Source organism: Streptomyces sp. NPDC002306, from assembly GCF_053593435.1.
The window spans coordinates 1-12207 of record NZ_JBSFCK010000055.1 but is presented as its reverse complement, the minus strand read 5'-3'; the positions used below and the strand labels follow the sequence as shown (position 1 = coordinate 12207).

Below are 12207 nucleotides of genomic sequence, written 5' to 3'. Positions count from 1 at the left end.
CGTGCCGCCGGTCCTGCTCAGGTCAGGGTCCAGCCGCCGTTCGCGTACCAGTAGCGCGGCAGGCTCGCGGTGCCGCTGGTGCGGAACGGGATGCCGTCGTCGTCGATGCGTTCGGTGCCGGTGCGGCCCTGTGAGGACCAGTCGAGCTCCAGGTACCAGCGGCAGTCGCAGCCGTCGGTCCTGGCCTCGACCGTCAGCACCTCGGGGTCCGTCACGGAGACCCGGTAGGGCAGATCCATCGCCGGAACGGGCGTCTCGCCCTCGTAGCCCGGGACCGCGTGGGCGATCGGCCGGTCCTTGTCGAGGGCGACGGTGAACGAGTGGGGGCCCAGGCCGCCGCCGCAGCCCTGGCCCGTCGCGTAGACGTTGCCCTTCACCGGGGCGGCCCGTCCCACGACACGCACCCGCAGCGCCTCCAGCACCACGGCCGCGCCCGTGCGCCCCTGCACGATGACGTCCACCATCGTCCGGCCGCCGTGCACCGCGCCTTGCGAACGCGCCCACGGGGAGGCGTCCTGCGGAGCCGGGGGCGGCGGTACCCGCGCGGGTTCCTTGTCGATGACGTAGTCGTGCTCGCAGCCGATCGCCCAGCGGTGGGAGTTCGCCGTCCAGGTGATCGGTGCGACGGGGGTGGTCTTCGCGGCGGAGCTCGTGGACGGGCTCGCGGACGGGTCCGGCGAGCGGTCGCCCGCGGCGGACGCGTTCGCCGCCTTCGCGGCCGCCGGGTCGTCGCCGCCGGCCGAGGAGTGTCCGGACGGCAGCAGGGACAGGCTGCCCAGGGTCGCGATCAGCGCGGTCACGACGGCCGCGGCGGCGAGGGGGACGCGACGTCTGTACCAGGGCGGTCGTGCGGCGGGGCGCGGCAGCGCGCCGAGCTCGGGTGAGGAGCCGGGAAGGAGTTCTTCCGAGGGCTCTGGGGTCTCCGAGGTCTTCGGGGTCTCCGAGGCTTTTGGGGTCTCCGAGGCTTTTGGGGTCGGGGTCTCCGAGGTCTTCGGGGCACCGACGGTTTCCGGTGCGGGCTCGGGTGCCGTCCGGGGCCGTTGCCGTGCCGCCACCGCCAGGATCCACCGCCGGTGCAGCTCGATCCGTTCGGCCGCGGTGACCCCGCACAGCGCGGCGAACCGCTCCACGGGCGCGAAGCCGAGCGGTACGGCCTCCCCCGCGCAGTAGCGGTGCAGTGTCGAGGCGTTCATGTTCAGGCGGCGCGCGAGTGCCGCGTAGCTGCGGTCCGTGCGGTCCTTCAGACGGCGCAGCAGCGCCGCGAACTCCTCCACGTCGTCCTGGGACGGCACCGGTCCTCCCCGTCTCGCGTCCCAGGACGGCATCCCAGGCACTCTCGGTACTCAGAGGTCACAGGGCCTGGGACGGTTCCACCGTTGCGGGTGGGCCGGCGTTCGTTGTGCCCGGACCGAGGGGCCGCCGATGCTTCTGGTGTCGCCGGATCCGGCCCCCACGCCACGGCGGTCGAAGGGGCCGAACCCGCACTTGGCGACGTGATCCCGACCCGCGCACAGCGGCATACCCACGGATCCATCGAACGCACCGAACTCACCGAAACCGGGGAACACACTGATGAGCAAGAACACGACCGCCCGCAAGACCGTCCGCCGCACCGTTCTGATCGCCGGCCTCGTCGCCGCCGTGGCCCTGCCGCTCGGGCTCACCGCCTCGGCACAGGCGACCCCGGTGAAGGCGACCCCGGTGAGGGCGGCCACCGCCGCCGCTGCGCAGGCGACGGTCACCGGTACGGCGTCCGACAACGTGACCCAGGTCGCCGACTTCTACGGGGCCTACATCGACGCCAAGAGCGACCCGGACACCGGTGGGCGGCTCGCCACCGAACTGCGGAAGTTCTACGTCACGGCCGACGGTCTGGGCGAGGTGGCGAAGTGGGAGGCCGCCAACCAGTCGGACGGCGTCCTGCACGCCCAGAACGTCCCGGCGCGGTGGACGGTCAAGGCCACCGGCACCGCCGGCCGGGTCGCCGTCACCCTCACCTGGGGTCAGTCGGACCCCACCCGGCTCGTGGTCGACCTGGACCGCAACCACAAGATCACGCACATCGCCGACAAGTGACCGCACCGCCCTCCGTGGGGCCGGGTCCGCGCACCGCGGGCCCGGCCCCACGGCCCTGGGCTCCGGGCAGGAGGGGCGGCGCGGACTCCGACGGATCGTCGGTAAAGGTGCATCCGGGGCGGGCGTAGCGTAGTGGTATGACGAAGTACGGATCCTTTCCCGGTACGCGTCCGCGTCGGCTGCGCACCACGCCCGCCATGCGACGCATGGTCGCCGAGACGCGACTGCACCCCGCCGACTTCATCCTTCCCGCGTTCGTGCGCGAGGGTGTGAGCGAGCCGGTGCCGATCGCCTCGATGCCCGGGGTCGTGCAGCACACCCGCGACAGCCTGAAGAAGGCCGCGCTGGAGGCGGTGGAGGCCGGGATCTCCGGGATCATGCTCTTCGGGGTGCCCGAGGAGTCGAAGAAGGACGCGCTCGGGACGCCGGGCACCGACCCGGACGGGATTCTCCAGGTCGCCCTGCGCGATGTGCGGGCCGAGGTCGGGGACGACCTGCTGGTCATGTCCGACCTGTGCCTGGACGAGACCATCGATCACGGGCACTGCGGTGTCCTCGACGAGCAGGGCCGGGTCGACAACGACGCCACCCTGGAGCGGTACGCCGAGATGGCCCAGGTCCAGGCCGACGCGGGCGCCCATGTGGTCGGGCCCAGCGGGATGATGGACGGTCAGATCGGTGTCATCCGTGACGCGCTCGACCAGATCGGGCGCGAGGACGTGGCGATCCTCGCCTACACCGCCAAGTACGCCTCCGCCTTCTACGGGCCCTTCCGGGAGGCCGTCGGCTCGTCCCTGAAGGGCGACCGCAAGACGTACCAGCAGGACCCGGCGAACGCCCGTGAGTCCCTGCGGGAGTTGGCGCTCGACCTGGAGGAGGGCGCCGACATGGTGATGGTCAAGCCGGCCGGCCCCTACCTCGACATCCTGGCCCGGGTCGCCGACGCCGTGGACGTGCCGGTCGCGGCGTACCAGATCTCCGGCGAGTACGCGATGATCGAGGCCGCCGCCGAGCGGGGCTGGATCGACCGGGAGCGGGCGATCCTGGAGTCGCTGACCGGTATCAAGCGGGCCGGGGCGCGGAACATCCTCACCTACTGGGCCACCGAGGTGGCCCAGGAACTCGGCCGAGGCGCTCAGTAGTCGAGCGCGTCGGCCATCTCCCGCTGCCAGTAGGTGACCGTCAGCGCGCTGTCGTAGTACACGCCCTTGGCGGGCAGGGGCGGTGTCGCGGAGGCGCCGCCGCTGCTGAGGGGCGTCATCCCCTGGAAGGCGATCGTCAGCTTGTCGCCGGTCGTGCCGCCCTGGCCGCTGCCGTCGGCGGCCGAGAGCAGCACGCCCGCGTAGCCGGACTCGCCGGGCGCCAGGGTGGTCACCGCCTGCGGCTTGGTCTCCTCGGCGGCCTGCGGCACCCACTGCATCTCGTCGAAGCGGAGCACGGGGTAGTAGGTCAGGTCGCAGACCTTGCCGCCGGTGTTCTTGACCGTGATCAGCATGTGGTTGAGGGGGCGGGCGACCGGCTGCGCGGTGACCTTCGTGTTGGAGCCGTTGCACAGCACGCGGGTGGCGGCGGACCCGGCGCCCGGCTTCGAGTCCTTCGACCCCTTAGACCCCTGCGAGTCCGTGGAGGAGGGCGCCTCCGTCCCCTCCCGCGTGTTCTCCTCCCCCTGCGGTGCCGCCTTCCCCGGTGCGGGCGTCTGTGCCTGGTTCGTGGACTGGGCCGTGGCCGTGGCCGCGCTCGCCGGCTGCCGTGCGCCCTCGTCCTTCGTTCCCGTTCCGTCCTCACAGGCCGTCAGGGCGAGGGCGGCGAGGGCGAGTCCGGTGGCGGCGAGCAGGCGGGTACGTCGGGTGCGCATGGGTGGTCCTCTTCCGAGAAGGGGTGGCGTGCTTGGATGTCCACAGCCTGTGGGGTGATCCGTCCCGCCCGCCACGACCGGCGGACGATCAGGGACGCTGGAACGCTCGCATGGGGTTTGACCTGGGGAAACGAGCCCTCCCTGGAACGCGGGGACGGGACACGGGGGACGGAGGAACGGTGTCGGAGGGGACGGCGGGCGAGGAGTTCGCTGAACTGTTGCGGGAGTTGAAGGAGCGTTCCGGGCTGAGTTACGGGGTGCTCGGCAAGCGACTCCACCTGAGTACGTCGACCCTGCACCGCTACTGCAACGGCGATGCTGTACCGACCGACTACGCACCTGTGGAGCGGCTCGCCCGGCTCTGCAAGGCGTCACCCGAAGAGCTGGTCGAGCTGCACCGGCGGTGGGTGCGGGCCGACGCGCTGCGGGGGCGCAAGGCGGAACAGGCGGTCGCGCCGGCGGTGGAGTCGGTCGCGGAGTCATCGGTGGAACCGGTGGACGAGCCGGTGGTCGCGTCGGTGGCCGCCGCGGTGGTGACCGAGGCCGGTCCGGCCCGTCGTCGGCGTACGCGGGCCGCTGCCGTCGCGGGGCTCGTCGTCGCCGTTCTCGGTGCCGTCACCCTGGCCGTGCACCTCTCCTCCAGTGGCTCCGGAGGCACCGACGACGCTGGCCGGGGCCGCCCCGCGGGAGCCGCGTCGGCGCAGGGCGGAGGCGGTGGGCACGCCACGCGGACCCCGGACGCCAGTGCCTCGACGACGGCCTCCCCGTCCGCGTCCGCCGCGCGCGGCGGGTCACCTTCCGCCCGCACCTCGGCCTCGGCGCCGGCGTCCGCCGCGGGGGCCGACACCGCCGCCGAAGCCGCGCCGCTGACGGTCGCCGTCAGCCCGTACGCCTGGGAGAGCCCCTGCTCCCAGCACTATCTGATCGACCGGGCGCCGGGCGAGGTGGCACCGCCGCCGCTGGAGACGGACGCGACCGCCTGGGTGGCCGCGCACAAGGCCGTGTCGTCCGGGGAGCAGTTCGTCACGCTGACCGTGCAGGGCACCGGGTCGCGGACCGTGGTCGTGGAGAGTCTGACGGTCCGTACGGCCAAGCGGTCGCCGCTCGCCTGGAACGACTACGCCATGGGCTATCCGGGCGTCGGCTGCGGCGGCGGGGTGCCGACCCGGTCCTTCACCGTGGCCCTCGACGCCGCGCGCCCGGCCGTGGTGCCCGAGGCGGGGAACCGGGACTTCCCGTACAAGGTGAGCGAGTCCGACCCGGAGGTCTACTACATCAAGGCCGACGCCTCCGCGTACGACGTGAGCTGGCACCTGGAGCTGACCTGGTCCAGCGGCGACCGGCACGGCACGCTCCGGATCGACGACCACGGCCGGCCGTTCCGCACGAGCGGCGCCAACGGACGGCCCGCCTACGAGTTCCCGCTCGGCGGCTCCGCCTGGGTCGAGGCCGGGACGACCTTGTAGGCGCCGTCCGACGGTCCCTCGTCGCGCAGGCCCTCACCGCTCCGGCACGACGAGAGGGCGAGCGCGGCGAGGACGGTCAGCGAGGCGGCGAGAAGACGGACGCGTGCGGACATGGGGGCCTTCCAGGTGGGAGCGGGAGGTCTGCCTGAACCGGCTGCGGACACAGCCTGGGCCGTCGCTCCACCTGGACGCCACGCCTACAGCGCTTTTCGGGACGCCGGACTCCGTGCCGCGTCCGTGACCTGCGGAAACCACCCTTTCCTGGGACGCGGGACGGGACGCCCGGATCAGCTCAGTCCCACCAGAAGGACCAGGCGGACGCTCCCAGCAACTGCTTCGCGTAGTCGCGGACCGCGCCCGGTCCGTCCTGCGTGATCGCGTCCGGACAGAACGCGAAGTGCTCCGCCGCTACCGCCTCGGCCTCCTCCGGCGTGGTGGGCGGCGCGGCGACGGACACGACCAGACGGTCGAAACCGAGGGCCACGACCCGTATGCCGAAGCGGTCCTCCCAGGAGCGCAGGACCGCGCAGTAGACGGCGACGTCCTCCTCGTAGTTGAGGGGGCCGGCCCAGCCGATGGCGGCCGGGATGTCCGCGCTGCGGCGCGCGGGCACCAGCGCCAGGTGCGGTTCCCTGAACCAGGGCCGGCCGTCGGCCAGGGAGTCGGCGACCTCGGCGGCCCGCGCGTCCGGGTCGGCGACACGGGTGAGGGGCTCGGCCAGGCCCGGCCACTCGTCCTCCGCCGCCGCGTACTCGTCCCAGAAGTCGGCGAGCACCTCCTCGGCGTCGTGGTCGCCCGCGTACGAGGCCGAGGCGGGGATCAGCTCCCAGTCCTCGGGGCCGCCCTGGTCGCCGCCGAGGTCCAGCAGGACCGGCAGCAGCCCGGCCCGGCCCGCGCGGCCGCCCAGCGCCGTCCAGTTGCCGGTGGACACGGACTGCTCGGCACACCACAGCAGGGGCTCGTGCCACGGACTGTCGTCGGTCGCGTCGATCAGTCTCCCGAGCGGGAGTTGAAGCCCGAGCGAGCGACCGCTCGGGTCGGCCGCCAGCGTGGGCAGCGGGTTGGGAAGTGTCGCCATGCCGCCGACTGTAGGGGCAGCCACTGACAAGAGGGCTAACGGCCGACGAAGCCGGTGAACGCCGTCCAGGTGGCAGGGCTGACCGCGAGGGCGGGGCCGCCGTCCCCGGGGTTCTTGGAGTCACGGATGTGCACGGTCTCGGGGCAGGCCGCGACCTCGACGCACTGGCCGCCCTCGTCGCCGCTGTAGCTGGACTTGCGCCAGACGTAGGCGACTTCGAGGCATGCGCCGCCCTCACTGCCGCTGTAGGTCGACTTGAACCACTGAAGTGTTTCGGTGTTCATTGCTCTCCTACCAGGCGGTCGAGCAGGCCCATGGAGTCATGGGAGCTCAGGGCCTGCGTCCGCAGCATCGCATACTTGCGTGCCATGAAGGACACCTCATCGGGGTCGGAAACCCACTGGCTGCCGCGCTGGGATTCCGTGTAGGCGAGGTGCTGATGGTCAGGCGTCTCCAGCAGGATGAACGGGCCGTCGAGCCCGGCGTGGTGAGGGCTGCTTCGTAGCAGGAACTGAAGGGACAGCCCCGGGAGCTCGGCCATCGCGCGCAAGTGGCGGAGCTGCTCGATGCGTACTTCCAGACCGCCGATCCCCAGATCCAACACCGGCTCCCACACGACGAAGCTGAGTGTGGGTGGAAACCTGGGCTGCAGGATCGTCTGCCGGTCCACGCGGGCTGCCGTACGGGTCTCGATCTCGTCTTCGTCGAACGCCGGGACCCGTTCACGCAGCACCGAGCGCGCATACGCTTCGGTTTGCAGGAGGCCGGGCAGCACCGCGTTGTCGTACCACGACAGAGCGATGGCCTCCCGTTCGTGCTGGATGTACAGCTCCGCCCACATCGGAAACTGGTCGATCTCCGGCAGGTTCGCCACGCCCGCCGCCAACAGCCCCTTCGTACCCAGGACTTCGTCCAGCAGCTCCGCCAGGTCCGGCTTCAGCGGCCGTCGGCCCTGCTCGATCGACGCGATCGTCTCCTCGTCGAGCATCAGCCGCTCCCCGAGTTCCCGTTGGGTCAGGCCCGCCGACCGCCGGGCCGTGCCGAGCTGGACGCCGAGCATCCTCGTGGCCGAGAAGTTCTTCTTCCGTGGAAGCTTCCTGGAGTTCATGCTGGTCCAACTCCCCACGCCTGCCCGTACGCGACCCCGCGGGAACCCGTACAAAATTTCCGTACGGGCTCACTCGGTGATCCACGGTAGTGACTCTCCGCGACTATCGTCCCGTGAACGAGACGATCCAACATCCGCCCCTGCGGGAGAAGTTCTTCCGGCGTGAGCGTCGGTCGGTGCCCGCTGCCAGGCGGTTCGCGTACGAGACGCTGGAGGGCTGGGGGCTCGCCGGCACCGACGTCGGGGACGACGCGCTGCTGTGCGTGAGCGAGCTGGCGACGAACGCGCTGCTGCACGGGGTGCCGCCCGGACGCCACTTCCTGGTGTTCCTGCGGTGGGACGGGCACGTGCTGCGCGTCGAGGTGCACGACAGCGGGCCGGGCGTGCCGCGTGTGGCGGCCGGACGGGACGAGGGCGGCCGGGGGCTGTTCCTGGTCGCCGCGCTGTCCGACCAGTGGGGCGTACGGGAACGGGAGCCCGGCAAGGCGGTGTGGTGCGAGTGGGTGCACCCGCGGTCCACCGAGTGAGCCGAGCTCCCGCTACCGGAGGTCAGAGACGCTCGGGCGTCCTGATGCCCAGCAGGGCCATGCCCTTGTGGAGCGTGCTGGCCGTCAGGTCGACCAGCAGCAGCCGGTTCTCCACCTGCTCCGGCGTCTCGGCCTTCAGCACCGGGCACTGGTCGTAGAACGTGGTCAGCAGCGAGGCCAGCTGGTACAGGTACGACGCCAGCTTGTGCGGTTCGTAGCCACCGGCCACCTCCAGCACCAGCTCGCCGAACTGGTCCAGGTGCAGGCCCAGCGCCCGCTCCGCCGGGGCCAGTTCCAGCTCCGGGTGGGCGGCGGGACGGGCCTCGCCCGCCTTGCGCAGGATCGACTTGATACGGGCGTACGCGTACTGGAGGTAGACGGACGTGTCGCCGTTCAGCGACACCATCTGGTCCAGGTCGAACTTGTAGTCCCGTACCGCCGACGTCGACAGGTCCGCGTACTTCACGGCGCCGATGCCGACGTACCGGCCGTTCTCGACGATCTCCGGCTCGGACAGGCCCACCTTCTCGGCCTTCTCCCGGACGACGGCCGTCGCCCGGTCGACCGCCTCGTCGAGGAGGTCGACCAGCTTGACGGTCTCGCCCTCACGGGTCTTGAACGGCTTGCCGTCCTTGCCGAGGACCGTGCCGAAGGCGAGCTGGAGAGCCTTGACGTCGTCGTTCAGCCAGCCGGCCCGGCGGGCGGTCTCGAAGACCATCCGGAAGTGCAGCGCCTGGCGGGCGTCCACGACGTACACCAGCGAGTTCGCCTTCAGGCCGAAGACGCGGTCGCGGATCGCGGAGAGGTCGGTGGCCGCGTAGCCGTAACCGCCGTCCGACTTCTGCACGATCAGCGGGACCGGGTTGCCGTCCGGACCCTTGACGTCGTCGAAGAACACGCAGAGGGCGCCCTCGGAGCGGACCGCGACGCCGGACTCCTCCAGCAGGCGGCAGGTCTCCGCGAGCATGTCGTTGTAGCCGGACTCGCCGACGATGTCCGGGTCCTGGATCTCCATGTCCAGCTTCTCGAAGACGGAGAAGAAGTAGATCTTCGACTCGTCCACGAACTTCTGCCAGGTGGCCAGCGTGTGCGGGTCCCCGGCCTGGAGGTCCACGACCCTGCGCCGGGCCCGGGTCTTGAACTCCTCGTCGGAGTCGAAGAGCTTCCTGGCCGCCTTGTAGAGGCGGTCGAGGTTCGACATCGCCTCCTCGCCGCTGGCCGCACCGGACTTGTGGTCCAGCTCGTGCGGGTGCTCGTCCAGGTACTGGATGAGCATGCCGAACTGGGTGCCCCAGTCGCCGATGTGGTGGCGCCGTACGACGGTCTCGCCGGTGAACTCCAGGAGCCTGACCACCGCGTCACCGATCACCGCCGAGCGCAGGTGGCCGACGTGCATCTCCTTGGCCACGTTCGGCTGCGCGTAGTCGATCACCGTCGTGCCCGGGTGCGCGGCGAGCGGCACTCCGAGCCGGTCGCTGTCCGCGTACCGCGCGGCCAGGTTCTCGACGATCGCCTTGTCGCTGATCGTGATGTTCAGGAAGCCGGGGCCGGAGACCTCGATGTCCTTGATCACGCCACCCGGCTCGACCCGCTCGACGACCTGCGTCGCCAGCTCCCGCGGGTTGGCCTTGGCCTTCTTCGCGAGCGCCAGGATGCCGTTCGCCTGGAAGTCCGCCCGGTCGCTTCGTCGCAGCAGCGGGTCCGCGGAACCGGCGTCCGGCAGGGCTGCCGAGAGGGCCGTCGCGAGGTGCTGCTGGACGGAGTCGCTGAGGGACGTGACCGAGGCCATAGGAGTGGGTGCCGTTCTCCTCGTGGGATGGATAGACCCACCCAGTATCCCATGGGGGGTAAAGCGGTTTTCCCAGGCGCCCGGTGGTCTGGGAGAATGAGGGCGGTCCGTACGCAGGCCGAAGCTGCACGAAAAACTTCAGGAAAACCTTCAGAAAAAGAGGACGTGCCGATCGTGGCTCAGAGCACCGAGACCACCGACTGGGTCTCCCGTTTCGCGGATGAGGTCATCGAGGAGTCGGAGCGTCGGGCCTCGGCCAAACCGACATCACCCGCCACCGCGGTGGTCGTCGTCGCGTCCGGACTCTCCCCCTCCGGCCCCATCCACCTGGGCAACCTCCGCGAGGTCATGACCCCGCACCTCGTCGCCGACGAGATCCGCCGGCGGGGCCACGAGGTCCGGCACCTGATCTCCTGGGACGACTACGACCGCTACCGCAAGGTGCCCCAGGGCATCGCCGGGGTCGACGACTCGTGGGCCGAGCACATCGGCAAGCCGCTGACCTCCGTCCCGGCCCCGAAGGGCTCGGCGTACCCGAACTGGGCCGAGCACTTCAAGGCCGCGATGGTCGAGGCGCTCGCCGAACTGGGCGTGGAGTTCGACGGGATCAGCCAGACGGCGCAGTACACCTCCGGTGTCTACCGCGAGCAGATCCTGCACGCGATGAAGCACCGCGGCGACATCGACGCGATCCTGGAGCAGTACCGCACCAAGAAGGCCCCGGCGAAGAAGCAGCAGGGTCAGAAGCCGCTCGACGAGGCCGAGGTGGAGGCCGAGGAGGGCTCGGGCGCGGCCGCCGAGGACGACGGCAGTGCCGGCTCCGCCGGGTACTTCCCGTACAAGCCGTACTGCGGCAACTGCGAGAAGGACCTGACCAAGGTCACCTCGTACGACGACGCCACCACCGAGCTGACGTACACCTGCGACGCGTGCGGCTTCTCCGAGACCGTCCGGCTGAACGAGTTCAACCGCGGCAAGCTGGTCTGGAAGGTCGACTGGCCGATGCGCTGGGCGTACGAGGGCGTGGTCTTCGAGCCGAGCGGTGTCGACCACTCCTCTCCCGGGTCGAGCTTCCAGGTCGGCGGGCAGATCGTCGGCATCTTCGACGGCGAGCAGCCCATCGGGCCGATGTACGCGTTCGTCGGCATCAGCGGCATGGCGAAGATGTCGTCGTCGAGGGGCGGCGTGCCGACCCCCGGTGACGCACTGAAGATCATGGAGCCGCAGATCCTGCGCTGGCTGTACGCCCGCCGCAGGCCCAACCAGTCCTTCAAGATCGCCTTCGACCAGGAGATCCAGCGCCTCTACGACGAGTGGGACAAGCTCGACGCGAAGGTCGCCGACGGTTCGGCCCTCCCGGGGGACGTGGCCGCGCACGCCCGCGCGGTGGGCACCGCAGGCGGTGAGCTGCCGCGCACGCCGCGGGCGCTGCCGTACCGGACGCTGGCCTCGGTGGCCGACATCACCGCCGGGCACGAGGACCAGGCGCTGCGGATCCTGTCCGAGCTCGATCCGGACGACCCGCTGGGGACGCTGGACGAGGCCCGGCCGCGCTACGACAAGGCCGAGGCGTGGATCAACGCCCACGTTCCCGCCGACCAGCGGACCATCGTGCGCGAGGAGCCCGACGCCGAGCTGCTGAAGTCCCTCGACGAGGACTCCCGGCAGTCGCTGCGGCTGCTGGCCGACGGGCTGGCCGACCACTGGTCGCTCGACGGGCTCAGCCACCTCGTCTACGGCGTCCCCAAGGTCCAGGCCGGCTTCTCCGCCGACGCCACGCCGAAGGAACTCCCGCCGGAGATCAAGACCGCCCAGCGGACGTTCTTCGCCCTGCTCTACCACCTGCTCGTCGGCCGCGACACCGGCCCGCGCCTGCCCACGCTGCTGTTGGCGGTGGGCCAGGAGCGGGTGCGGGAGCTGCTCGGCGAGTAGCGCGCTTCGGCGTCACACGAGGAGGGGGCGCCCGGTGTCAGCACCGGGCGCCCCCTCCTCGTACGCGTGGATCACGCGATGTGGTCCTCCTCCAGTTCCGCCGCGTGGCGGTTCTGGAAGCGCATGACCATGCGCTTGGCCTCGGCGTCCGCGACGGGGACGCCGTAGGTCGCCTCGACGTTGTCGGCGAACTGGCTCGGGGTCGGGTAGCTGCCGTTTATGGACTGCTTGAAGACCTGGTAGTACGACTCCTCGTCCGGCTCCGGGACGGGGGTGCCGCCGCCCTCGCCGAGCTGGCGGGTGCGGTTGGGGCCGGCCGGGATCGGAAAGGTGCCGGTCTCCTCCGGGGAGGGTTCCGTGACCGGGGGTTCCTCGA

General features: G+C 71.1%; 12 protein-coding genes and 1 pseudogene. 5 read left to right on the top strand and 8 right to left on the bottom strand.

Going from position 1 to position 12207, the window contains the following annotated elements; genetic code table 11:
* Positions 1-17: 17 nt before the first annotated feature.
* Positions 18-1292, bottom strand: a complete 1275-nt coding sequence (locus ACWCQK_RS38485; protein WP_451163338.1) for a helix-turn-helix domain-containing protein — start codon at positions 1290-1292, stop codon at positions 18-20.
* Positions 1293-1572: 280 nt separating this feature from the next.
* On the opposite strand from ACWCQK_RS38485, the gene ACWCQK_RS38480 reads away from it, so the two are divergent.
* Positions 1573-2076, top strand: coding sequence for a hypothetical protein (locus tag ACWCQK_RS38480; protein ID WP_451163336.1), 504 nt, complete (start codon positions 1573-1575; stop codon positions 2074-2076).
* 137 nt (positions 2077-2213) lie between these two features.
* Positions 2214-3218 carry a porphobilinogen synthase gene (hemB, locus tag ACWCQK_RS38475; RefSeq protein ID WP_451163334.1) on the top strand — a complete coding sequence of 335 codons (1005 nt, stop codon included), beginning with the start codon at positions 2214-2216 and terminating at the stop codon, positions 3216-3218.
* Here the strand turns inward: hemB and ACWCQK_RS38470 are convergent.
* Positions 3212-3931 carry a DUF4232 domain-containing protein gene (locus tag ACWCQK_RS38470; RefSeq protein ID WP_451163332.1) on the bottom strand — a complete coding sequence of 240 codons (720 nt, stop codon included), beginning with the start codon at positions 3929-3931 and terminating at the stop codon, positions 3212-3214. The genes hemB and ACWCQK_RS38470 overlap by 7 nt on opposite strands.
* A gap of 179 nt (positions 3932-4110) precedes the next feature.
* Between ACWCQK_RS38470 and ACWCQK_RS38465 the strand changes: the two genes are divergently transcribed.
* Positions 4111-5397 (top strand): helix-turn-helix domain-containing protein, encoded by a 1287-nt coding sequence (locus ACWCQK_RS38465; protein ID WP_451163330.1) that lies wholly within the window; start codon positions 4111-4113, stop codon positions 5395-5397.
* Here the strand turns inward: ACWCQK_RS38465 and ACWCQK_RS38460 are convergent.
* From ACWCQK_RS38460 to ACWCQK_RS38445, 4 genes are all read right to left on the bottom strand, one after another.
* Positions 5343-5510 (bottom strand): hypothetical protein, encoded by a 168-nt coding sequence (locus tag ACWCQK_RS38460; RefSeq protein ID WP_451163328.1) that lies wholly within the window; start codon positions 5508-5510, stop codon positions 5343-5345. The two genes, ACWCQK_RS38465 and ACWCQK_RS38460, sit on opposite strands and share 55 nt — an antisense overlap.
* Positions 5511-5689: 179 nt before the next feature.
* The gene (locus ACWCQK_RS38455; protein ID WP_451163326.1) at positions 5690-6475 is read right to left on the bottom strand and encodes a DUF4253 domain-containing protein; all 786 of its coding nucleotides are present in this window, start codon (positions 6473-6475) and stop codon (positions 5690-5692) included.
* A 35-nt stretch (positions 6476-6510) separates the two neighbouring features.
* Positions 6511-6759, bottom strand: a complete 249-nt coding sequence (locus ACWCQK_RS38450) for a DUF397 domain-containing protein (RefSeq protein ID WP_451163324.1) — start codon at positions 6757-6759, stop codon at positions 6511-6513.
* Positions 6756-7583, bottom strand: a complete 828-nt coding sequence (locus ACWCQK_RS38445; protein WP_451163322.1) for a helix-turn-helix domain-containing protein — start codon at positions 7581-7583, stop codon at positions 6756-6758. Before ACWCQK_RS38445 ends, ACWCQK_RS38450 begins: the two co-directional genes overlap by 4 nt.
* Before the next feature lie 113 nt (positions 7584-7696).
* Between ACWCQK_RS38445 and ACWCQK_RS38440 the strand changes: the two genes are divergently transcribed.
* Positions 7697-8110 carry an ATP-binding protein gene (locus ACWCQK_RS38440; protein ID WP_451163320.1) on the top strand — a complete coding sequence of 138 codons (414 nt, stop codon included), beginning with the start codon at positions 7697-7699 and terminating at the stop codon, positions 8108-8110.
* A gap of 22 nt (positions 8111-8132) precedes the next feature.
* Here ACWCQK_RS38440 and argS read toward each other — a convergent pair whose 3' ends face one another.
* Complete coding sequence (argS, locus tag ACWCQK_RS38435; protein ID WP_451163318.1) at positions 8133-9899, bottom strand: arginine--tRNA ligase; 1767 nt, start codon at positions 9897-9899, stop codon at positions 8133-8135.
* Positions 9900-10064: 165 nt separating this feature from the next.
* Here argS and lysS point away from each other — a divergent pair, with 165 nt between their 5' ends.
* On the top strand, positions 10065-11831 hold the full coding sequence (gene lysS, locus ACWCQK_RS38430; protein ID WP_451163316.1) for a lysine--tRNA ligase: 1767 nt from the start codon (positions 10065-10067) through the stop codon (positions 11829-11831).
* A 71-nt stretch (positions 11832-11902) separates the two neighbouring features.
* Here the strand turns inward: lysS and ACWCQK_RS38425 are convergent.
* Positions 11903-12207 (bottom strand): annotated as a pseudogene (locus ACWCQK_RS38425) (DUF2637 domain-containing protein); the annotation flags it as partial.